Here is a 22,962-nt window from a genome sequence, read left to right on the forward strand (position 1 = left end):
GCCAGGTTGCGCCGATAGGGGGGTGAGTGAAGCTGCCCTGTCGGATTGGAACTCGAGAATTGAAGGGATGTTCGATGGCAATGGAGTGAGCCCGTTCTTGGTCATGGACCCAGACGACATCGTCGATGGTCAGATATCGACGGGGTTCAAATGGTCTGCCAACCCGCGCGAACCCCGGGATTGTCTGGGCGAGGAGCTGGCCGCCAGTCTTTCGGATCAGGGATGGGCAAGCCGGGCTGAACTGCACAATGAATTTTTGGAATATGTGCTGATTTTACGTCCCGATTCCGACGGCAAAATGCGGCCGAAGCGCTTTGTCGCCACGACCGAACTGATGGAGTGGTGGAGAACCATGGCAGTGTTCGATCTGAATCACTTCCTTTCGGTCGTCGAAACCGTATCCAGATGTTCATATTCCTGCGAAGAGCTGTTCGAGGTTTCGCGAGCAGGTTGGTGCGAGATGGATGTGCCTCAACGCATCGCTCGTTTTCACAAAAGACTGGTGGGAACAGATTTTGCCCATCCACCAGAGCATCCGTTGAATATCGAACATGCTTTGTTCATGACCACAGAGACAAACAGCTTGAGCGACCTGATCGCCACAATGCATCTTTCCTCATTCCCCTATGTTGTCGGCCATGGTGAAAACAGAAGGCCCGCGCGGCTTTGTGAGGTGTTACATTTTGCCAACCGACAGGATCTGTATTGTCGCCATGCGGGATCTGGGTTGGCGGGTGAAGCCCTTGATCTGGCCTTCTCCAAGGGCACGGCGACACCGACAGGGCGTACGATGGCGTTCGCGAATCCTCTGGGGCTTTATTTTCGGGCGTTTCACATTTCCGAACTCTTCGTGGATGCGGTGAATGTGCCGACAGATTGGGTGCGTTATCCGCGCGGTGAAGCTGGAATGCCCATGCGCCTTGAGTTCGGGCCGGGCGACGATGATCCCCGGTTTCTGGACGATATCTCCATGGGAACAGGGCCAACCGCACGGCCTGTGTCGGGTTACGCGCTTGCCAGCCTGATCGAAGTTGGCCCCTTGATAACAGTAGCGGCCAAACCACGCGCGATCACAAGGGTCGAATTTGTTGAAGTCCCGCCTGTTGATCCAGGCGACATCGTTTGTGGGCTTCCAGAAACCAAACGATGCAAACAGATTTCTGAATTTGCGGACCGGACCGAAACCGAGGTCTTTGGCAACGTAGCGCTAACTCGCCAATTCAGTCACTGACAAAGGTTTCAAACCGGCACGGCTTTGACCACGGGCAAAGGTATTTCCGGCGCCGTCATATCGAATATGGCAATCGGACGCCCGGCAGCGTTGGCCGCCGCTGTCAATACAGCCATTAGCGTCGGGCCGGGGCTTTGCCAGGCATCCACATCGAAAGAGGATGCCGGAGTTGGCGGGCGATCGGTTTGCGCGCCGCGATACAGTCGGAACAAGCGTGCCTGTTCCTCATTCATCGCGTCATCTGTCACGCCGGTGTGGTCAAGCGTCACCATATTGCGCCAGGACACAACCGCCTCGCATGCCGCGTGCCAGACACCTGTCGCTAGATCGGCGGAAAAAGCCGTTCCATAGGTTGGCCGCCCGCCATCCGCATCGGCGCAGACCGCACGCAGTAGCAAGCCGACCGCCGGAACCACGCGAAGGTGAACGCTCAGATTGCGCAGGTAGGTGTTCAGCCAGCGGGTCAGATCGCGCGGCAGCGCTGTTTCGGGCAACACCTGGTCGAACCCACGTGGTCCAAGCGCGTGTTCCAGACATTCGAGCGAGGCCCATAGCGCAGCGGCCTCATGCGTTGGTCCCGCTGCGCCCCCCTTCGACGTGATCTGCCCGTCGCTGCCCGGCGCACCCAGAGCAAGGGCATCACGTGGCAGAAAATGCGTGGCACCGTCCGATGAAATCAGGCTCTCGCGGGTTTCAGGCGAATCCGCGCTGTATTGCAGCGCATAACGTTCGATCGCTTCGAAACCCGAAAGCCGTGCGGCTTCGTTCCGGTTACGCGCAGTGCCGAAGGACACGCGATGTTTCATTGCGCCAGCGGGTGGCACTGTTCCGTTTCGCAAATTGATCATGCGAAAGGCGGTGTGGATCGGAGCACCTTTGGGAAATTCAGCAAAAGAAGGTCCGGAAATAAGCCCTGCGTTTTCGGCCAGTTCAATCAGCGCGTCGGTCATTTTTGTTTCCGGATAGGTATGTAACGGGTTATACAAATGGTTGTGGTTGTTAAGAAAGGACTTTTAGTATGGCTCGTTTGACTATTAATCCGAAATACACACTTAAGGATCTTGGGTGTGAAGTTTTGAACGCCGCCCGGAGCAACGCGCTGGGGTCGCCAGAAGATCGCGATGCGGCTGAGCAGAAGATACATGACATCCTTTCGGATGTCGGTAATCCTGCGGTGGAGTTCGTCTATGATTCCAAGGACAGGGTTCACATTGTCATCCCCGATCTGAGCGAAAAAGAGCCAGACCCAAATCCCGATCACCAGTCATGGTGCTGCAAGCTGGCCTATGAAGCGATGGGTGGCATTGTCGTTTATGGCTGTGGTTCCTGACCGCAGTGTCTGAACTTGCCTGAGGAGTTTATTTGAGTAAGGCAAAAACCAAGATATTCCTGACCGGTCCGTTTCAGGTGATTTGCGACGACGGCCAGGATGCAACACCACGCGGCACCAAGGCGAAAGCGCTTCTCGCCTTGGTGTTGTTGTCTAAAAATGCTGTTCGCAGCAGGGCCTGGCTGCAAGACAAGCTTTGGAGCAAAAGCCCACCCGCACAGGGTGCGGCATCGTTGCGCAAGGAACTTAGTGTCTTGACCAAGCATCTGGCCGGGTTCGGTCTGGGGTTTCTGGACATCGGGCGCGAGAATGTCTCCATCGACCTGAAAGCGCTTGAAATTGATTTGTTTGATGAACCGCTTCAACCGGATCGCGCCGAGCTTCTGGAAGGGTTGGATGTTGCAGACCCGGAATTTGAAGACTGGTTGGCCGTTGAACGGCAAGCTTATTGGGATGTTGGTTTTGATGAAAACGCGCCCGTTCCGGTTGGCGCGCGCTTTCCATCCCATTGGGGGCGCCAGAGACCAGCAATTGTTGTCGAGCCGTTTGAAGTAATTGGTGACGATAACAACATCAACGTGGCGGCGGCCTCGATCCGGGACGAATTGCTTTTCCTTTTGGGCACGTTGTCGGATGTCATTGAATTGCGCGATGCGCGAAGACAGGAAGGGCCTGTCGACGGTTATATGCTAAGCGGCAGCGTGGTAGGGGCCGAAGGGCTGCGCGTGGCAGCACAATTGACGTCAACTGTGGATCAGGTGTGCCTGTGGACCGAACGTTTCCGGTTTCGGGAAAAGGATACGTTTGACGCCGTTGAAGAAATCGCAATGAAAGTTGTCGAAGCGCTTCAGTTGCGGCTGCGGGATGGTCACTGGTCCGATATCTGGTCAGCACACGCTACATCCACCGAAGTTTGGACGGCATTTCAGAATGGCCGCATTCAGGAAAGCCTTACGACCAAGGACGGCCTGTTCCGTGCCATCCGCCAGTATGAGGTCTGTTTGCGGCGCGATCCGGACTATCTGCCTGCGCGGATCGCTGTCGGATTCTGCCGCCTGGATCTGATCCGGTTGGGCATGGAAGATTCGCCGGAACAAACGCTGGCTCTGGTCGAGGCCGACTGCGCCATCATGCGTGAAAAACACCCGGCGGATCCCTATTGTGCCGCGCTCGAAGCGTTTACCCAAAATGTTGCTGGCCATACTGCCAAGGCTTGCCAGCTGATGCGCAAGGTTCTTGAGCGGTTCCACAGCAGCCCCGAATTGCTGGGCTATTATGGTGTCTTGTTGATGTATGACGACCGGCTTGAGGACGGAATAGCCACGTATCGGCAAGCTCTTGCGTTAACTCCGCACCCGCCGATCTGGATCGAGGCGAACTTGTCAATGACCCTTGCCCTCTCGGAAGACAAGGCAGCATGGCAGCACGCGCATAATGTCTTGCGAGTGGACCCCGGCAGCGTGCGGGCGCGGGTCGTGTTATGCATGTTGTCCGCTGCGGCAGGCAACCAGTCACTGGCACGTCGGCACGCCCGTCGCATCCTGGAATTGCAGCCCGGATTTACGGCCGAGCGCTGGGCCTGGCCCGGCTGTTTCAAAAACAGAAAATACTATGACGAAGGCGCGCGACTGTTGGCCGAAGCTGGTCTTTGATGGCGTTTATTTGTCTTCCAGCACTTTACGGGCGACGCGGAAACACTCCAATGCTTGCGGAACGCCGCAATAAATCCCGACCACGTGGATGATGGCGCGTATTTCTTCTTTGGTGACCCCGTTGGTGATGGCGCCGCGGCAGTGGATTTCCCATTCATGCATCTTTCCCAAAGCGCCGATCATGGACAGGTTCATCATCGACCGCGTTTTTGCGTCGATCACGTCATCCCCCCAGCCAAAACCCCAGCACCAGGCGGTCATGGCTTCCTGAAACGGGCGGGTGAAATCGTCAGCCGCTGCAAGGTTCTTTTCTACATACTCTGCGCCCAGTGTATTCTTCCGTTGTTCCAACCCTTTCAGGAACAGGTCTTCGTCAAATAAGTCAGCCATTGTGGGTCTCCGGTTTGTCAGCGTGTCAGGCGGTGTTTGTATGCAGGATCGTAGTGCGAAATTATCAACTGGTGCATCTGTTTTAACCGGTGTGGCTGGTCCACTATGTCGTTATACCTGCGTGGCTTTAGGCCAGGGCCGGTCGATTTCGCAAGGGTGCCATTCCTTGAGCATCAGCGTGGTTGATCTATCCGCTCAAGGGCAGGGCAAACAGGTTATGTCTGCCAAGGGCGGGTTTCATTCCACGGCCTCGCGCATCCATTGTTGCAACTTGGCGATTGAGTGTTCGGACATCACACCGCAACCCGGATCCAGCACCAGCGGGCCGGGGCGGTAACCGCGAGATCTGAGGCCGCGATGGACGGATTCCACAAGCCGGATGTCTTCTTCGACCGTTGTTTCCCTGTCCTGAACGGCCAGTTGCCGGATCACCGCGCTTTCCGAACCACCTTCGGTGTACCAACCGCGCCAGACGGTGCAGTGATCCGTGTCACTTGCGTGCCAGTGATATGTGTTCAGCACATTGCCCGGGTAGCACTGGAACGAAAACATAGGCCACAGGAACCAAGACTGGTAATCGCCCGCATGAGGCACCGACAGGTCGATAGGGTAAGTCATCTTGTCGAGACTTTGACATTCGGTCGTGTGGCGCAGCACGAAACCGCCGCCTGCATCGGGTTGGATGTCGTAGGTTTCGGGCTTGACGACACCTTCAGCAAAAGTCGGGTGGTTGTTCGGGCAGTGATAGCATTCCGAATAATTCTCGACGCTGACCTTCCAGTTGCAGTGTTCAGGGATCTCGACCCATTCCAGCGGCTCAAGCTCGTCGATATGTGGGACAAATGTACGGATTTCCTGCCGCACTCCGGGATACCAGTCATCCATCGGGGCTGCGTTTTCGTCGAGATTGACGAAGATGAACCCATTGAAGATTTCGGTCCGGACCGCCGTCAGGCAGATTGCACTGCGGTCAAATCCGGGGACGGATTTGATATTTGGACCCGCGCGCAGCTTGCCGGACAACTCGTAAGTCCACGCGTGGTAAGGGCAGACGACGACGCGGGTGTTTCCTGCGCCCGAGACCATTTCGTGCGCGCGGTGCTGGCAGACGTTATAGAAAGTGCGAATTTCGCCATCGCGTCCGCGAATGCAGAACAGGTTTTGCCCGGCGATCTCAAAAGCAAAGTAATCCCCTGTTTCCCGAACCTGCGCGACATGGCCTGCGAACTGCCATGTTCGGGCCAAAAGCCCCTGTATCTCCTTCTCGAAAATGGCGGGATCCGTATAGTAGCGCGCGTCCAGTGAATGGGTCAGGGGTACATTCATTCGGGTTCCTCCGCATAGATGCCAAGCTGATGGCGGCGACGATGGAAACGTTCGACCCGTTCGACGATCTCGTCGCTGGATACCGCGATCACGAAAGACAGCAGCGTTTCCAGCAGCGCGATGGTCGAAACGGATGATGGGAAAAACTGCGGCGTATCTGCTGCGACGACAAACCCGTGATGGGCGTTCCGGATCACAGGGCTGGCCGGGCTGTCTGAGATACCTATGACAGTCAGGCCCTGCTGACGTGCCAGTTTGACCGCCTCGATCACTTCGGTTCGGTAGGGATGACAGGTGATCGCAATCAGCACGTCCTGTTCATCCGCCCATGCAAGATCGTCTACCGGGGTTGAACCGGGGCGGGGGATTGCATGAAACTGCTTCATCCCGGTCGAAGCCAGATAGGTAAAGTTGCGCGCGTTGGAATTGTTGACGCCCACGCCGAGTGTGAAAATCTGGCGACAATTCCAGATGACTTCGGCAGCAGATTTCAGGCGGTTCGCGTCGATCCCTGCAAATGTTTCCTCGATATTCCGGATCGCGGCGCCGATCATATCGGCATACAGGCCGCCCAATTCACCGGATTTGCCGATGTCCTGAAGCCATCTGGCACGGTCTGGAAACGACACGCGCCCTTTTCGGATCGCGTCGCGAAAGGGTTCGCGAAAATCTTCGTACCCTTCAAACCCCACTTGCCGTGCCATGCGCACGAATGTGTTGGGTTTGACCTTTGCCGCCTCGGCAATTTCGCGCACGGTTGAGACCCCTACATCCGTAGGGTTCTCCAGAACGTAACGCGCGGCTTTCTGCGCCTCAGGGGTCAGGGCGTCCCACTCTTCGGTCAGGCGGTCCAGAACAGTTGATGATACATTTGTGTCATTCATGATTGACGATGGTACAAATGTGGAATTAGCCTGTCGAGCAGAAAAGCGACTCGGGAAGAGGAAAAATCATGTCCGGGAATGAACTGCCGTCACACGCACGCGTGGTCATCGTCGGAGGCGGCGTCATGGGCGTTGGTCTGGCCTACCATCTGGCCCATGAAGGCTGGGGCGAAGAGACTGTTCTGCTGGAAAAGGCCGAGCTGACCAGCGGCAGTACATGGCATGCGGCAGGGCAGATTACGCATTCAACCTCAAGCTTTGGTCTGGGCAAATGCGTCGATTACAACATCAGTTTGTATTCCGGCCTGCTTGAGGCCGAGACAGGTCAGCCTGTCACATGGCATGGCTGCGGCTCGTTCCGTCTCGCATATACCGAGGATGAGATGGATTGGCTGCGCCATACCCTGTCGGTGGGCCGGTCGCTGGGTTTCAATATCGAACTTGTCGGTCCCGAGAAGGTGGCTGAACTGCATCCGTTTTATAACCTCGAAGGTGTTCTGGGCGCGCTGCATACACCGGATGACGGGCATGTGGACCCGACCAATGTGACCATGGCGATGGCAGCCGGGGCACGCCAGAAGGGCGTGCGCATCTTCCGCAGCTGCCGGGCGACGAACATCACGCAGGGCGCAAACGGCGAATGGATTGTTGAGACCGAACAGGGCACCATCATCTGTGAGCATGTGGTGAACGCGGGCGGCACCTACGCGCGCCAGATGGGCGAATGGTCCGGGCTGCAACTGCCCATGACGTCAATGACGCACCATTATTTCGTGACTGAGCCAGTGCCCGAATTCCAGAACTTGGACAAGGAACTGCCGGTGATCCGCGATGACCGCAAAGTCTCGGGCTATATCCGGATGGAGCAGCAGCGCGGCCTGATCGGAATATACGAGAAAGAGAATCCGAACTCGGTCTGGCATGATCATTGCCCTTGGGAGTACGAGAACTGGTTGTTCGACGCGGATTATGACCGGGTAATGCCATGGCTTGAGGAAAGTCTGAACCGGATGCCGATTTTTTCCGAACTGGGCATTCAACGTGATGTGCATGGGGCGATATCACATCCGCCGGACGGCAACCCCTTGATCGGTCCTGCGCCGGGTGTGCGAAATTACTGGTGCTGTTGCGGGACGCAGATCGGCATCGGCTGGGGGCCGGGTCTGACCCGTGAACTGGCCCGCTGGATGGTGCATGGGGCTGCCGATATCTCGATGCGGGATTTCGATCCGCGCCGCTTTGGCAGCTATGCCAGCAAAGACTGGCAGGTGATCAAGGCCGAGGAAGATTATTGCTTACGTCACGAAATCCCGTTTCCACACTTCAATCGACTTGCAGGGCGTCCGATCAAGCCGTCGCCACTGTATGAGTTGTTGAAATCAAAAGGCGCGGTACATGAAGAGGTCTATGGCTTCGAACGCCCCCGCTGGTTCGCCCGCGATGGCGTGGAACAACGCGATCACTATTCCTTCCGCCGCACTCCTGCCGACGATATGGTCGCGACCGAGGTCAAAGCCGTGCGGGAACGTGTCGGGATCATGGATGTCACTGCCTTCACCAAAGTCGAAGTATCGGGGCCCGATGCTTATACTCTGCTGGATCGGTTGACTGCTAACAGGATGCCGCAAAAGGTTGGCTCGATCACACTGACCCATATGCTGAACCGCCGTGGCCGGATCGAGTTGGAGACTACGATTGTCCGCATGGCCGAAGACCGCTTCTATCTGGTCTGTGCTGCGTTCTTCGAACAGCGTTTGCTTGATCATTTGGCGCATCAGCGCAAGGGTGAAGATGTGCAGATCACCGCGCTGTCTTCTGATTGGTCTGCCTTGTCGCTGAACGGCCCCAGATCACGCGAAGTTCTGGCGCGCTGTACGGATACCGATCTGAGCAATGCCGGGTTCCGCTGGCTGTCGGCGCAAGAGGTCACGATTGCCGGTCATAAACTCTGGGCGTTTCGCATGTCTTATGCGGGTGAACTGGGTTGGGAGCTGCATATGCCCAACGCCGCCTGCCTTGATGTCTACAATGCGCTATGGGCTGCGGGCGAGGCGTATGGCATCGCAGACTATGGCAGTTTCGCCATGAACGTGATGCGGATGGAGAAGGGCTTCAAAGGGGCAGGTGAGCTGACCAACGAGGTCACGCTGGCCGAAGCTGACGCGCTGCGCTTTGCCCGTACGGGCAAGGACTACCTGGGCAGGGACAAGACGCTGAACGCCGATTTGCCATGGATATGTGCCTATCTGCAAATCGAGCCGGATGGCGAAATTGACGGCCATGGAGGCGAGGCGGTGATGCTGGACGGGCGTGTCATAGGCTCTACGGCTTCGGTCGCGTTCGGTCACACGGTCGGTAAGATATTGGCCTTTGCATACATCAAACCCGAAGCAGCAAAAGCGGGAACCGAATTGGAGGTCGTGATTCACGGCAAGCCGCGTCCGGCCCGAGTACTGGATAAGCCCGCCTACGATCCAGACAGCCTGCTGCCCCGCATAGACGCAGTAGTGGAGACCGCCTGATGAACCTGCCCACCACAATGAAAGCCATGGTCACGATGGGCCATGGAGGTTTAGAGCAGATAGTTTGGCACGATAACTGGCCGCGTCCTGAACCTGCGGAGGGTGAAGTGCTGATCAAGGTTGCGGCATGTGGGCTGAACAATACGGACGTCAACACGCGGTCGGGTTGGTACTCTAAGACGGTCTCAGCCGCAACGACCGGTGGTGCGTTTGAAGAGGTTGGCGAAGAAGATCCCACCTGGGGCGGTAATCCGATCACCTTTCCGCGAATTCAAGGGGCCGATATCTGCGGGCATATCGTTTCCGTCGGCGACGGTGTTGACCGGGGGCGTATTGGTGAGCGTGTTATCACGGATGGCTGGCTGCGCGACCCGGTGGAACCCGACAATATGGACAAGACTGGTTATTTCGGCTCGGAACGGGATGGTGGTTTTGCCGAATACGCGACAACTCTGGCGGTGAATGCTGTGGCAATCACCTCGAACCTGACGGATGCTGAACTGGCAACTTTTTCCTGCTCTTACTCCACCGCCGAAGGCATGTTGACCCGTGCCAATGTGACCGGCGAGGATACGGTTTTGGTTCCAGGTGCTTCCGGCGGTGTGGGCGGTGCGCTTGTGCAACTGGCCAAACGGCGCGGCGCACGGGTGATCGCGATGGCATCCGAATCCAAACACGCGGACGTGGCCAGGCTTGGCCCTGACGTCATTCTGCCACGCGCTCCTGCGAACCTGCGCGAGGCGCTGGGCGTAGAAAAGATCAGTGTGGTCGCAGATGTCGTGGGCGGACCATACTGGCCGAACCTGATCGACATATTGGAACGGGGTGGCCGCTATACCTGTTCGGGCGCAATTGCAGGCCCGATCGTCGAACTTGATCTGCGCACATTCTACCTGCGCGACCTGACCTTCACCGGTTCGACCGTCATTGACCCTCAGGTCATGAAGAACCTCGTAACATACATCGAGGCTGGTGAGATCCAGCCAGCGCTTGCCGCGACATACCCGTTGGAGGATCTCCGAGATGCGCAAGCCGCGTTCATTGCGAAAGAGCACGCCGGCAACATCGTGGTGATGCCATGACGCTTGACGATGTTCTTAAAGCTGCCCGGCAAATGCACCATGCGCATCCGGATCTGGCTGCGTTCGCGTCTTGGCCGGGTAATCTGACCCCGACGGGGTTGGATCCCGCACCCATTCCCGCAACGAGACTGGTGGCAGCCTTCGACCTTGTTGAACACGCGCCAACCCGTGACCTGATCACAGCGGTCAAAGCGACGGCGCATCTGGCACATTGGAAACACACCTACACCGAAGACGAAGTTGGTGCGGATTTCCTGAACCGATACGGCTATTATGAGCTGTTCGGTCCAACCGGACATTTTCACTCGACCCTGCTGCGCGGCTACATCGCGTATTGGGGGGCTGGCCTGAATTACGATTGGCACAGCCATCAGGCCGAAGAACTCTACCTCGTTCTTGGCGGAGGTGCGTTGTTCAAGGTCGATGGGGACGAAACTTATATTGGTGCCAATCAAACGCGCTTGCACGCAAGTTGGCAAAGTCATGCCATGGTCACCACAGATCAGCCGATCCTGACCTATGTCCTGTGGCGCGGTGAAGGCATGGGTGACTTGCCCCGGATGGATATCGCATGAAGATCAAAGCTATCACTGTATATCACATCGATCTCCCGCTTGAGCATCCATATTGGTTGTCTGGTGGGCGGCTGAAATTCGAAACCCTTGACGCGACACTCGTGAAAATCGAAACCGATGCGGGGTTTGTTGGCTGGGGTGAAGGGACCCCATGGGGCCATACCTATGTGCCCGCGCATGGACCGGGTATCCGCGCCGGAATTGAAACGATGGCGCCGTTCATTCTGGGCCTGGATCCGCGACGGGTTTTGGAGGTGGAACGGGCGATGGATCTTACCTTGCCCGGGCACCTTTATGCCAAAAGCCCAATTGATATGGCCTGCTGGGATATCGCGGGTCAGGCGGCGGGTGTGCCGATTGCCGATCTGATGGGGGGTGGATCGCGGACACCGCGCCCGATTGCGTCCTCGGTCGGGGCGAAATCCGTCGATGAAACGCGCGCGGTCATAGAGCGGTACCGCCAGCGGGGCTACATCGCCCATTCCGTGAAGATCGGTGGTGACGTTGAAAGGGACATCGCGCGTGTTCGCGATGTCGAGAGTATTCGGCGACCCGGCGAGATCGTTCTTTATGATGTCAATCGTGGCTGGACGCGTCAGCAAGCGTTGCGTGTGATGAGCACCTGCGCGGACCTTAATGTCATGTTCGAACAACCTTGTGAGACGCTGGATGACATTGCTGCAATCTCGGGGCTTCATTCGTCGCCCGTTTCAGTGGACGAAAGCCTTGTGACTTTACAGGATGCGGCCCGTATCGCCCGCGATGGTCTGGCTCAGATTTTCGGGATCAAGTTGAACCGCGTCGGCGGGCTGACCAAGGCTGCGCGCATGCGGGATATCGCGTTGGCCCATGGGATAGACATGTTCGTAATGGCCACTGGCGGTACGGTTCTGGCCGATACCGAAGCATTGCATCTGGCCGCGACCATCCCGGATAACAACTGCCTTGCCGTATGGGCCTGTCAGGACATGATCGCGGTCGATATTGCCGGGGGACGTGGGCCTCGGAATGTTGATGGCCACTTGCACCTGCCAGAAGAACCTGGGCTTGGCGTTCATCCGGATGAAAGCACATTAGGTGATCCAGTGGGAGTATACGCTTGAAAATCAACAAGATAACGCTCTGGTCTGTCGATCTGACAAGTCACGAAACGTACCATATGGCCGAAGGCAAGACTTGTGCCACTGTGAAATCCCATATTCTGAGCCTTGAAACGGATACCGGTCACAGGGGATGGGGTGAGGTCTGCCCGATCCCGCATTACCTGCCGGCCTATGCGGATGGGGTGCCGGGAGCCATTGCTGAGATGGGGCCTGAAATCCTCGGGATCACTCCTTTTGGTATAGACGCCCCCATGCGCAAGCTGGACGTGTTTCTGCAAGGGCATCAATACGCGAAATCGATCGTCGATATCGCGCTTTGGGACCTGTTCGGTCAGGCGGCAGGGTTGCCGGTTTATGCGGTGTTGGGTGGGCGAACGCAGGTAGATATGCCGCTCTATCATTCAATTACTTGCATTGCACCGGACGAGATGGCGCGCATTGCCAAATCCGCTTTTCAAACCGGAATCCGGCAGTTTCAGGTCAAGCTGGGCGTCGAGGGAGATTGGCAGGCGGATGCCGAACGGCTGATCAAAGTGCGCGAAGCCGTGGGAATCGGGCCGTTGGTATATGGTGACTGGAATTGTGGAGCATCGCGATTGCAGGCGACCCGTACCGGGCGTGCGGTGGCACATCTGGACGTGATGTTGGAACAGCCCTGCAAAACGCTGGAAGACTGTGCCGCTGTCCGTCAGGCTACTGGTCTTCCGATGAAAATCGACGAGAGTGCCTTTGATCTTGCCTCGCTTTTGCGTGCGCATGACCTGGGGTGCATGGATGCGGTGGCGCTTAAACTTTCGAAATTCGGCGGATTGTCGGCAATGCGTCGTGCACGGGATCTGACCGTGCATCTGGGTGCCGAGATATGCGCGGAATGCACATGGGGGTCTGACATTATTACTGCGGCTTCACTTCACTTTGCGGCGTCGACGCCGAAAGGTTCTCTGATGAACACGTGCGACTTGTCGTCTTACGTGGCCCCGCGTCTGTGTCCTGATGCACCAATTCGTGAAAACGGCCGGATTGCTCCGCCCGAAGGTCCGGGTTTAGGTGTTGTGCCGGACCTCGATATCCTTGGCACCCCAATTCTGGAGATCGACTGAGATGCTGAAAATCCAATCACAATCCGAATGGATTGCTCGCGCGAACGAAGTTCTACCCGCCGGGGGGTTTGGCAACTTTGATCCGGGCATCATCATCGCCCGTGGTGAAGGCAGCCGTGTCTGGGACGAAAACGGCAACGAATATGTCGATTACCTGATCGGGTCGGGTCCGATGCTGCTGGGTCATGGTCACCCTGAAGTGATGGAAGCCGTTTTGGAACAGCTGCCCAAAGGGATGACGTTTTTTGCCAATAACAGAAAAGGAATCGAACTGGCCGAGGCCATCATCAACGCCGTTCCCTGCTGCGAGCAGGTGCGCTTTGTCGCGTCGGGAGGCGAAGCCGACATGTATGCGATCCGCCTGGCACGGGCTTATACCGGGCGCAGCAAGATCCTGAAGTTTGAAGGCGGTTACCACGGTATGAGCGCCGAGGCGCAGATGAGCCTTGCCCCAAGCCGCAGGGTCAATTTCCCACAGGCTGTTCCCGACAGCGCTGGTATCCCCGATAGCGTGGCCGAGCAGATGCTGATCGCGCCCTTTAACGATCTGGAAGCCGTCGCTGCTTTGCTGGAGGAAAATGACGACGTTGCCGCGATTATGGTCGAGCCTTTGCAACGGATCATTCCGCCAATGCCGGGATATTTGCAGGGCCTTCGAGCTCTGTGTGATCAACATGGTGTGCTGTTGATCTTTGATGAGATCGTCACTGGATTCCGGCTGGCTTATGGCGGGGCACAGGAACGATACGGGGTCGCACCGGATATCTGCACTTTGGGCAAGATCACGGGCGGCGGCTTCCCTCTGGCTGCGCTCGGTGCCAGCGCCGAGATCATGAAGCATTTCGATAAATCGAAGGTCGGGGAAGAAGGTTGGCTGATGCAGTTGGGGACCCTATCGGGGAATCCGGTCGCCTCGGCAGCTGGGCTGAAGACGATGGAGATTTTGCGGCGTGACGGCGCGTATGAGCGTTTGCGCGCAATTGGAAAACACTTGCAGCAGATTCAGACGGACGCCTTGAATGAAGCGGGTATCGCGCATCGGATATGCGGTGACGAGACTTTGTTTGACATCTATTTCACCAACGCCGAGTGCCGCGATTATCGCAGTGCAAACCATGATGATCCACAGCGTAACGCCACTTATAATGCGGTGCTGCGCGCTCATGGAATCTTTAAGTCTCCGGGCAAGCTTTATCCGTCGCTGGCGATCACCGATGCGGATTTGGAACAGACACGCATCGCCGTCCGTCACGCCGTTGATGCGATTTCCTGAAGGTTGGATGTATACAACGTAAACGGGTCGCTGTTGAGTTCAACAGCGACCCGCTACCTTTGGAAGTCGGGGGTCAGCCTCGCCCCCTCGAATACTGATTAAATCACCGGCAATCTGAAAACTTTTCGATACTTTCGAGACTGACCCGACTTCCTCATCGGTATGTCACTTTAATGCCCGAGAATCTCGGCGGTCACAGTGATCAAGTTCACACTGCCTTAAATTAATTTGAATTTTTCCAATCGAAAAAACCCGGACCTGCCTGTTCCAACAGGTCTGCCGCCATCGCGCGGGCCATTTCCGGCCCGTCTTTGATGGAACCGGTCACATCTCTGTTCACGGTTTCCGATCCATCTGGGCGCAGGACTTCGCCGCGCAGCCTTAAGTTGTCTCCGTCCAGTTCTGCCAGACCAGCGATCGGAGTTTCGCAAGATCCGTCCAGCGCGGCCAGCAAGGCGCGTTCAGCGGCCAGCCGCCATCCTGTTTCCGTGTGATGAATCGCTTCAAGCATTTCAGCCGCGCGCATATCGTTGCTGCGCCGTTCGATGCCAATGGTACCCTGTGCAATCGCGGGCAGCATGTCATCCGGAGAAATGGCGCTGGCTGGAATCTCGTCCATGCCCAGACGGCGAATGCCAGCCATGGCCAGAAAAGTGCAATCCGCAACCCCGGCTTCCAGCTTTTTCAGCCGCGTCTGCACGTTCCCGCGAAACTCAACCACTTTCAGGTCCGGCCGCCGGTTCAGCAGCTGTGCCCGGCGCCGCAAAGACGAGGTGCCCACGACGGCCCCTTCAGGCAGATCGTGGATCGAGTTAAGGCGCGGCGAGATGAAAGCGTCACGCACATCCTCGCGCGGAAGGAATGTGTCCAGAACCAGCCCTTCGGGCTGCTCAACAGGCATGTCTTTCGTTGAATGCACGGCGATATCGATTTCGGCGCGCAACATCGCCTCTTCGATTTCCTTGGTGAACAGGCCCTTGTTGCCGATTTCCTTCAGGGGACGATCTGCATCGATCATAGCGCGATTGTCGCCAGTTGTCTTGATCACGACGATTTCAAAGGCCGCTTCGGGTAGATCAAACGCATCGCTCAGGCGCTGGCGGGTTTCATAGGCCTGAGCCAATGCCAGCGGTGAACCACGGGTGCCAATTCTGAGGGGCGATGCGGGGGTGGGCAGGGTCAAAGTCATGTGCACAGCTTTAGTCGCGTCACATTGCCCTGACAATGGGGGCTGAGCTTGACAAATTGCCGCCGAAGGACGACCCGTTGCGAAAACCGGAAGACTGGGGGCGAAAATGGCCGAGACAAAGAAACTGCTGCGGGCGCTGGCGGGCGAAGTACAGGACGTGCCGCCAATCTGGATGATGCGCCAGGCGGGTCGGTATCTGCCGGAATACCGGGCCACCCGTGCCCAGGCCGGGGATTTTCTGTCTTTATGCTATAACCCGGAACTGGCCGCCGAAGTCACATTGCAGCCAATCCGGCGCTATGGGTTTGACGCTGCGATCCTGTTTGCCGATATCCTGCTGGTGCCGCAGGCGTTGGGTGCGGATCTGTGGTTTGTGACCGGCGAAGGCCCACGTTTGTCGACGATCACGCGGCAAGCCGAGTTTGAAGCGCTGAAGCCGGTGGACGCGATTCATGAGACATTGTCGCCCGTTTATGAAACGGTTCGGTTCCTGTCGCGAGAATTGCCGTCTGAGACCGCGCTGATCGGGTTTGCCGGCGCGCCCTGGACGGTCGCGACCTACATGATCGCCGGGCGTGGAACACCCGATCAGGGACCAGCTCACGCTCTGCGAGAGAGCGATACTGCTTTATTCGAGGCGCTTCTGGATCGCATCACGAAGGCAACAATTGAGTATCTGTCAGCTCAGATCGACGCTGGGGCCGAGGTGGTCAAGATTTTCGACAGCTGGGCGGGTTCCCTGAAAGGTGACGCGTTTCGCAAATACGCGGTGGAACCGTGTCGTGTGATTACACAGGCCATCAAGGAGCGTCACCCCGGCATCCCGGTGATCGGTTTCCCGCGCGAGGCGGGGGAGGGGTATGTCGGGTTTGCCAAGACGACGGGTGTGGATTGCGTCGCGCTGGACAATTCGGTGTCGCCCGATTGGGCCGCCAGACATGTACAGATTGATGGTTGTGTACAGGGAAATCTGGCCTCGTCGCATATGGTGACCGGTGGGCAGGCTCTGGTGGATGAGACGCGGCGGATTGTCGAGGCGTTCTCTAAGGGACCGCACATCTTCAACCTGGGACATGGGATCACGCCGGATGCCGATCCTGAGAATGTTCAGCTGATGATCGATACGGTACGCGGGCAGTAAGCAGGTTAAAGGGGGCCAGCCCCCTTCTTGGCCTGAGGCCAATCCATCCCCCGGGATATTTTGGGCCAGATGAAGTGCGGATCAGCGCAGGCCGTCGAGCTCTGCGAGGATCTCTTTAGTATGCTCGCCGCGCTTGGGGCTGGGTTTCGGGGTCCAGTCATGGCCTGAAAACCGTGGGGCGGCGGCGGCCTGGAACGTGCCGTCAAAATCCTGCCAGCTGTTGCGATGGAGGTTCATCGGGTGTGAGCGGGCTTCGTCCGGGCTGAGGACAGGAGCAACGCAGGCATCTGTTCCGCGAAACAGGGCCTCCCAATGGTCGCGCGGTTGACTGGCGAAGATGTCGGTTAGACGGCGTGAAAGCGAAGGCCACAGAACACGGTCGTATTGCCGCTGAAACTCGGTATCGTTTGTGAGGCCCAGTAAGTTCAGAAACTGCTTATAGAATTTTGGTTCGAGGCATTGCACGGAAATAAAGCCGCCGCAGGCGCAGGCGTAGGTGCTGCTCCAGTGGGGACCGTCCAACAGGCTTTGACCCCGGGTTTCAGACAGGTTGCCGGTTTGGCGCATTGTCATAAGCAGGTTCATCATATGGGCTGAGCCGTCATAGATTGCCGCATCAACGACAGTACCTGCGCCAGTGCGCTGTGCATTGATCAGCCCGGCCAGAATGCCCGCCACAAGATACATGGCCCCACCGCCGATATCACCTACCAACGTTGGCGGGGTCTGCGGTGCATGGCCGGGATACGAAGCATACCAGAGCGCACCGGACAGGGCGATGTAATTCAGGTCATGCCCCGCCGTGTCGGCCAGCGGGCTATCCTGCCCCCAGCCCGTCATGCGCCCGTAGACCAGTTTTGGATTGCGGGTCAGGCAGACATCCGGGCCGAGCCCAAGTTTTTCCATCACACCGGGGCGGAATCCTTCGATCAGCGCATCGGCTGTGTCGATCAGGCGAAGCGCGGTATCCAGATCATTGGCGTCCTTCAGATCAAGCGCGATGGATCTTTTGCCTCGGTCCAGCAGGGAACGTTCCGGCATACCCGGTGTTGCGGCGCCCCCTTTGCGGTGGATTGTTATCACGTCAGCGCCCAGATCTGCCAGTAACATGGCACCAAACGGGCCGGGGCCCAGACCTTCGAGTTCGACAACACGTATTCCGTTCAGCATCAGGGCCCTCCGTTCCTAGCAGAGTTTGCTGGCTGGTGTCGGGATTGCAAGCCGGATGATTGCCGACGAGGACGGTCTTCCTTTTGGCAGTTGTTCATCACATGGTACGGAATGGGCCTGTTATCCCTGTATTCGGGGCGATAGGGTCTGTGCCAGAACGGGGAGCGGATATGACGACCATTTTATCCATCAGAGATCTGCGCAAATCTTACGCCGATGGGTTCGAGGCGCTGAAAGGTGTGTCTCTGGACATTGAAGAAGGCGAAATTCTTGCGCTTCTGGGGCCGAATGGGGCGGGGAAAACCACTCTGATCTCGACGATCTGCGGAATAACCACGCCAACATCCGGTGCGGTTTCAGTCGGCGGGCACGACATTCAGTCGGATTATCGCGCAGCGCGCAGGATGATCGGGCTTGTCCCGCAAGAGATCGCGCTGGAACCGTTTGAAAAGGTCTGGAACACAGTTCGGCTGTCACGCGGGTTGTTTGGGCTGGGCAAAGACAACGCCCGGATCGAGGACATTCTGCGCAAGCTCTCGCTATGGGACAAGCGCAAGAACCCCATCAAGGAGCTGTCGGGCGGCATGAAACGCCGCGTGCTGATCGCCAAGGCTCTGGCGCATGAACCACGTGTTTTGTTTCTGGATGAACCGACGGCAGGTGTGGATGTCGAGCTGCGCAAGGATATGTGGGAAATCGTGGCCGAGCTGAAACGGGACGGTGTCACCATCATTCTGACAACCCACTATATCGAAGAGGCCGAAGCCATCGCGGATCGCGTCGGCGTCATTGACAAGGGTGAGTTGCTTTTGGTGCAGGACAAAGACACGCTTATGGCGCAGATGGGCAAAAAGCAGATTGTCGTCATGCTGACCGAGCCAATCGCCAAGATTCCCGATGATTTGGCCAACCACAATCTGACCCTCAATGGCGCCGGGGATAGCCTGATCTATACCTACGATACCCATGCGGATCGCACAGGCATTACGACCCTTTTGAATGACGTGTCGCAGGCCGGGTTGGTGTTGCGCGATGTGCAGACACGGCAATCGAGCCTGGAGGAGATATTTGTCAATTTGGTATCCGGAGAGGCGGCATGAACTGGACCGCAATTGCTGCAATCTACCGGTTCGAAATGGCCCGCTTCTTTCGCACCCTGGCGCAAAGCTTCCTGTCGCCGGTTCTTTCCACTTCGCTGTATTTCGTGGTGTTTGGCACCGCCATCGGCAGTCGAATTCAGGAGGTCGAGGGCGTATCCTACGGCGCGTTCATCGTGCCGGGCTTGATCATGCTGTCTGTAGTGATGCTGTCGATCTCGAACGCGTCTTTCGGAATTTATTTTCCCAAGTTTCTGGGCACCATCTACGAGCTGTTGTCGGCACCGGTGAATTTTATAGAAATCGTGATTGGGTATGTCGGTGCGGCGGCCACCAAAGCGCTGTTTGTGGGACTGGTCATTCTGGCCACGTCGACCTTCTTCGTCGACATACGGATCGAACACCCCTTTGCCATGGCGGCGTTCTTGATCCTGTCATGTCTCAGCTTCTCGTTGCTGGGGTTCATCATCGGGATATGGGCCAGTAATTTTGAACAGATGTCACTGGTGCCGCAGCTTGTGGTTACGCCACTTATCTTCCTTGGTGGTACGTTTTATTCAATCTCAATGCTGCCGCCTCTGTGGCAGACGATCACGTTGTTCAATCCGGTCGTCTATCTGATTTCGGGGTTTCGCTGGTCGTTTTTCGGGCTTGCGGATGTGCCCATAGCCCTGAGTTTGCTGGCCATCATAGCCTTTACTGGGGTGTGTCTGGTGGTTATTGGCTGGATCTTCAAAACCGGCTGGCGCATTCGCAGCTAACCCGCGCCGGGGCGTTGCATTTTTGCCGGTCGAGTGTGTGAATTTGGGTCACGTCGTGTTCAAGGTTCGAAGAGTCCCTTGTTTACGGGTTGGTGGCACTCTACATCGGCACCCATGAAGCTCAGCCTGCCGTTCGTCAAAAAATACCCATGTGTGGCCATCGTCCGCCTGTCCGGCGCCATCGGTATGGCCGGGCGCGGGTCCTTGAACGACGCCACGCTGGCTCCGGTTCTGGAGAAAGCCTTTCGCAAGGGAAAACCTGCGGCCGTGGCGCTTGAGATCAATTCACCGGGCGGATCCCCTGTCCAAAGTTCAATGATCGGTGCGCGCATTCGGCGTTTGTCCGAAGAACTGGACGTGCCGGTCATCGCTTTTGTCGAAGACGTCGCTGCATCCGGTGGGTATTGGCTGGCCGCCGCAGCGGATGAGATCTGGGCCGATGACAGTTCCGTACTGGGATCGATCGGTGTGATCTCGGCTGGATTTGGTGCGCATGTCTTTCTGGCGCGGCAAGGGTTTGAGCGGCGGGTCCATACCGCCGGGAAATCGAAGTCCATGCTCGATCCGTTTTCACCGGAAAAGAAAGAGGACGTGGCCCGCCTGCAAGGGTTGTTGGGCGATATCCACGAGAATTTCATTGCGCATGTCAAAGATCGGCGCGGGGACAAGCTGAATCAGGAAGCTGATCTGTTCACGGGCGAGGTTTGGCTGGCGCGACGCGCGCAGGAATTGGGGTTGATCGACGGCATCGCACATCTGAAGCCAAAGATGCAGGACCGTTTCGGCGACAAGGTCAAATTTCGCCGCTATGGCGTGAAAAAACCGATCTGGACCCGGTTTGGGGCCAGCTTGGCGCAGGACGCCATCGCAGGGTTAGAGGAGCGGGCAGCCTACGCGCGTTTCGGTTTGTGACGTGATCGTAAAGGCTGTCACTCTTTTTCTGATCGCAATGGGCGTATTGGCAATGTTCGGCAAGTTGCGGTTTCCCGGGCAGAAAAGGCTAAGCTCGGCAAAATGTCCGCGATGCGGTCGGTACCGCATCGGAAAGGGCCCCTGTGCCTGTGAAAAAGGAGGCCGGGCTTGATCACAACGTGGCTGCTGTCTGGTCTTGGCCTGTTGATCCTGTTGCTGGCAGGCGATGCCTTGGTGCGGGGCGCAGTGAACCTGAGCCTACGTTTGGGTGTCCCAGCCCTGATCGTCAGCCTTACGATTGTGGCCTTCGGCACGTCAGCGCCCGAGTTGCTGATTGCTATCAGCGCCGTCAAGGAACACGCACCGGGTATCGCGCTGGGCAATGTTGTCGGATCAAACACGGCCAATATCCTGTTGGTTCTTGGTCTTCCAGCGATGCTGGCAACGATCCATACCAGCGAATGCGACAGCCGTAGGAACTATGCCTTCATGCTGATGGCGACGGCCCTGTTCATAGGGTTGGCGTTTTGTGGAACATTCACCGTCGTCAGCGGCCTGATCCTGCTGGCGGCTTTGGGCCTGGTTCTGACGAATGCCTTTCGTGAAGCAAAGGCGCACCGCAAGGCCTGTGGCGAAGCCTGTGCGGATGATGACGATCTAGACGGCCTGGAAGAAGCCGATCCTGACATGCCTTACTGGAAGGTATCGGTTTACCTGATCCTCGGGCTTGTGGGTCTTCCGATGGGGGCGCACCTGCTGGTGGAAAATGCGACGGTCATCGCCCGGAACTATGGTGTCAGTGAAACGGTTATCGGTCTGACCTTGATTGCGGTCGGAACGTCATTGCCCGAATTGGCAACGACTGTCATGGCCGCTTTGCGCCGGCAGGCTGATGTGGCCCTAGGCAACGTGATTGGCTCAAACATGTTCAATCTTCTGGCCATTATCGGGATCGCAACCTGGTTCGGGCGTATCCCGGTCGATCCCGGTTTCCTGCATTTTGACCTTTGGGTCATGTTGGGCGCATCACTGCTTCTGGTTCCCTTTGTTGTCTTCAAGCAGGATATCTCTCGCGTTTGGGGTCTGGTGCTGACCCTCCTTTATGCGCTTTATGTCACTGTATTGCTGGTGTGATCTGACGAAACGAGGTGAAGCATGACCCGAGCTTTAGTGACCGGTGCCGGTATTCGTCTGGGTCGGGCCATGGCGCTTTATCTGGCGGGTCGTGGATATGATGTCGCCGTTCATTTTGCGTCCTCAGAACGCCCCGCGCACGAGACCGTGGCGGAGGTACAGGCATTGGATCGACGGTCGGTGGCATTGCAGGCCGATCTGCTGGACGAGGCACAGGTGCAGGACCTGCTGCCCAAAGCAGCCGAGGCTCTGGGTGGGCCGATCACCTGTCTGGTAAACAACGCATCGATCTTTGAATATGACAGCGTTCACACAGCGACCCGCCAAAGCTGGGACCGCCATCTCGACAGCAATCTGCGCGCACCGTTCGTTTTGACCCAAGCCATGGCCGGGCAGGGGCTGGTCCCGGATACAGACGAAAACGGTGAACCCCTTGCGACCGGTCTGATCATCAACATGGTGGACATGCGCGTACGCAAGCTGACACCCGAGTTCATGTCTTACACCATCGCCAAAATGGGGTTATGGACGCTGACCCGTACCTCGGCACAGGCGCTGTCCCCGGCAATCCGAGTCAATGCCATTGGGCCCGGACCGACGGTACAGGGGCATCGTCAAAGCGCCGAGCATTTCCAGGCGCAAAGATCGAATACGGTTCTGGAACGCGGGTCAAATCCATCGGATATCACCGCCGCCATGGGGTATTTTCTGGATGCGCACGCGGTAACGGGACAACTTATTTGCGTGGATGGCGGTCAGCACCTTGGGTGGAAAACGCCGGATGTTCTGGGAGTTGAATAAGCAATATCGCTGCAAGTTTTGCACCGCGCACGTTTGTGTTACCCGCGTGTTACAAAAATGTCTTTTTTTTCATACACTTGCTAAATGTGTGAAAAAATATTGTTAAAAATCAATATCTTGAAAATGTGCCTATTTTTTGTGCATGTTAATGAAGTGGTAATGAAACAAGGGAAATTCTATGGCTGTGAAAACTTATCTTCACACTTATCCACAGGAATCGTGGATTTGTTTTCTCTTGATCTGAGGCCCGCAAGATTGCAGCCAGTAAAAGAGAATCATATCGGAATCC

21 protein-coding genes are annotated in these 22,962 nt (G+C 57.0%); 15 read left to right on the top strand and 6 right to left on the bottom strand.

What is annotated here, in order from left to right:
• Window positions 1-22: 22 nt before the first annotated feature.
• Window positions 23-1,231, top strand: a complete 1,209-nt coding sequence (locus tag ACR0BF_RS08145) for a hypothetical protein (protein WP_480624651.1) — start codon at window positions 23-25, stop codon at window positions 1,229-1,231.
• 8 nt (window positions 1,232-1,239) lie between these two features.
• Here the strand turns inward: ACR0BF_RS08145 and ACR0BF_RS08150 are convergent, their stop codons facing one another.
• On the bottom strand, window positions 1,240-2,181 hold the full coding sequence (locus ACR0BF_RS08150) for a YcaO-like family protein (protein WP_480624652.1): 942 nt from the start codon (window positions 2,179-2,181) through the stop codon (window positions 1,240-1,242).
• Window positions 2,182-2,249: 68 nt separating this feature from the next.
• Here ACR0BF_RS08150 and ACR0BF_RS08155 point away from each other — a divergent pair, with 68 nt between their 5' ends.
• Entirely contained in the window at window positions 2,250-2,561 is a 312-nt protein-coding gene (locus ACR0BF_RS08155) for a hypothetical protein (RefSeq protein ID WP_480474903.1), read from the top strand.
• A gap of 32 nt (window positions 2,562-2,593) precedes the next feature.
• A complete protein-coding gene (locus ACR0BF_RS08160; protein ID WP_480624653.1) occupies window positions 2,594-4,213 on the top strand; it encodes a hypothetical protein in 1,620 nt (539 codons plus the stop codon).
• Between the two features lie 6 nt (window positions 4,214-4,219).
• Here the strand turns inward: ACR0BF_RS08160 and ACR0BF_RS08165 are convergent, their stop codons facing one another.
• The 3 genes from ACR0BF_RS08165 to ACR0BF_RS08175 all read right to left on the bottom strand — a co-directional run bounded on the left by ACR0BF_RS08165 (window position 4,220) and on the right by ACR0BF_RS08175 (window position 6,813).
• Window positions 4,220-4,603 (bottom strand): carboxymuconolactone decarboxylase family protein, encoded by a 384-nt coding sequence (locus tag ACR0BF_RS08165; protein ID WP_480474905.1) that lies wholly within the window; start codon window positions 4,601-4,603, stop codon window positions 4,220-4,222.
• A gap of 237 nt (window positions 4,604-4,840) precedes the next feature.
• Window positions 4,841-5,929, bottom strand: a complete 1,089-nt coding sequence (locus ACR0BF_RS08170; RefSeq protein ID WP_480624654.1) for an aromatic ring-hydroxylating oxygenase subunit alpha — start codon at window positions 5,927-5,929, stop codon at window positions 4,841-4,843.
• A complete protein-coding gene (locus ACR0BF_RS08175; protein ID WP_480518298.1) occupies window positions 5,926-6,813 on the bottom strand; it encodes a MurR/RpiR family transcriptional regulator in 888 nt (295 codons plus the stop codon). The genes ACR0BF_RS08170 and ACR0BF_RS08175 overlap by 4 nt, the downstream gene beginning before the upstream one ends.
• 68 nt (window positions 6,814-6,881) lie before the next feature.
• On the opposite strand from ACR0BF_RS08175, the gene ACR0BF_RS08180 reads away from it, so the two are divergent.
• From ACR0BF_RS08180 to ACR0BF_RS08205, 6 genes are read left to right on the top strand one after another with little or no spacing between them, the layout of a single operon-like run.
• Window positions 6,882-9,335, top strand: a complete 2,454-nt coding sequence (locus ACR0BF_RS08180; RefSeq protein ID WP_480604622.1) for an FAD-dependent oxidoreductase — start codon at window positions 6,882-6,884, stop codon at window positions 9,333-9,335.
• Entirely contained in the window at window positions 9,335-10,417 is a 1,083-nt protein-coding gene (locus tag ACR0BF_RS08185; protein WP_480604624.1) for an alcohol dehydrogenase family protein, read from the top strand. The genes ACR0BF_RS08180 and ACR0BF_RS08185 overlap by 1 nt, the downstream gene beginning before the upstream one ends.
• The gene (locus tag ACR0BF_RS08190; protein ID WP_480624655.1) at window positions 10,414-10,992 is read left to right on the top strand and encodes a dimethylsulfonioproprionate lyase family protein; all 579 of its coding nucleotides are present in this window, start codon (window positions 10,414-10,416) and stop codon (window positions 10,990-10,992) included. The genes ACR0BF_RS08185 and ACR0BF_RS08190 overlap by 4 nt, the downstream gene beginning before the upstream one ends.
• A complete protein-coding gene (locus ACR0BF_RS08195; protein WP_480518306.1) occupies window positions 10,989-12,095 on the top strand; it encodes a mandelate racemase/muconate lactonizing enzyme family protein in 1,107 nt (368 codons plus the stop codon). Before ACR0BF_RS08190 ends, ACR0BF_RS08195 begins: the two co-directional genes overlap by 4 nt.
• The gene (locus ACR0BF_RS08200) at window positions 12,092-13,195 is read left to right on the top strand and encodes a mandelate racemase/muconate lactonizing enzyme family protein (RefSeq protein WP_480624656.1); all 1,104 of its coding nucleotides are present in this window, start codon (window positions 12,092-12,094) and stop codon (window positions 13,193-13,195) included. The genes ACR0BF_RS08195 and ACR0BF_RS08200 overlap by 4 nt, the downstream gene beginning before the upstream one ends.
• A 1-nt stretch (window position 13,196) precedes the next feature.
• Complete coding sequence (locus ACR0BF_RS08205) at window positions 13,197-14,468, top strand: aspartate aminotransferase family protein (RefSeq protein ID WP_480624657.1); 1,272 nt, start codon at window positions 13,197-13,199, stop codon at window positions 14,466-14,468.
• A gap of 223 nt (window positions 14,469-14,691) precedes the next feature.
• Here the strand turns inward: ACR0BF_RS08205 and hemC are convergent, their stop codons facing one another.
• Window positions 14,692-15,657, bottom strand: a complete 966-nt coding sequence (gene hemC, locus ACR0BF_RS08210) for a hydroxymethylbilane synthase (RefSeq protein WP_480506634.1) — start codon at window positions 15,655-15,657, stop codon at window positions 14,692-14,694.
• 106 nt (window positions 15,658-15,763) lie between these two features.
• On the opposite strand from hemC, the gene hemE reads away from it, so the two are divergent.
• Complete coding sequence (gene hemE, locus ACR0BF_RS08215) at window positions 15,764-16,798, top strand: uroporphyrinogen decarboxylase (protein ID WP_480624658.1); 1,035 nt, start codon at window positions 15,764-15,766, stop codon at window positions 16,796-16,798.
• An 81-nt stretch (window positions 16,799-16,879) separates the two neighbouring features.
• Here hemE and ACR0BF_RS08220 read toward each other — a convergent pair whose 3' ends face one another.
• Window positions 16,880-17,968 (bottom strand): CaiB/BaiF CoA transferase family protein, encoded by a 1,089-nt coding sequence (locus ACR0BF_RS08220; RefSeq protein ID WP_480624659.1) that lies wholly within the window; start codon window positions 17,966-17,968, stop codon window positions 16,880-16,882.
• Between the two features lie 170 nt (window positions 17,969-18,138).
• Between ACR0BF_RS08220 and ACR0BF_RS08225 the strand changes: the two genes are divergently transcribed.
• The 5 genes from ACR0BF_RS08225 to ACR0BF_RS08245 all read left to right on the top strand — a co-directional run bounded on the left by ACR0BF_RS08225 (window position 18,139) and on the right by ACR0BF_RS08245 (window position 22,673).
• A complete protein-coding gene (locus ACR0BF_RS08225; RefSeq protein ID WP_480474917.1) occupies window positions 18,139-19,068 on the top strand; it encodes an ABC transporter ATP-binding protein in 930 nt (309 codons plus the stop codon).
• Window positions 19,065-19,826, top strand: a complete 762-nt coding sequence (locus tag ACR0BF_RS08230) for an ABC transporter permease (protein WP_480604637.1) — start codon at window positions 19,065-19,067, stop codon at window positions 19,824-19,826. The genes ACR0BF_RS08225 and ACR0BF_RS08230 overlap by 4 nt, the downstream gene beginning before the upstream one ends.
• Window positions 19,827-19,940: 114 nt before the next feature.
• A complete protein-coding gene (locus ACR0BF_RS08235) occupies window positions 19,941-20,738 on the top strand; it encodes a S49 family peptidase (RefSeq protein WP_480604639.1) in 798 nt (265 codons plus the stop codon).
• Window positions 20,739-20,909: 171 nt separating this feature from the next.
• Window positions 20,910-21,872, top strand: a complete 963-nt coding sequence (locus tag ACR0BF_RS08240; protein WP_480518634.1) for a calcium/sodium antiporter — start codon at window positions 20,910-20,912, stop codon at window positions 21,870-21,872.
• A gap of 21 nt (window positions 21,873-21,893) precedes the next feature.
• Entirely contained in the window at window positions 21,894-22,673 is a 780-nt protein-coding gene (locus tag ACR0BF_RS08245; RefSeq protein WP_480554263.1) for an SDR family oxidoreductase, read from the top strand.
• Window positions 22,674-22,962 lie beyond the last annotated feature (289 nt).

The sequence above is a fragment of the Ruegeria sp. AG7 genome, from assembly GCF_056541545.1.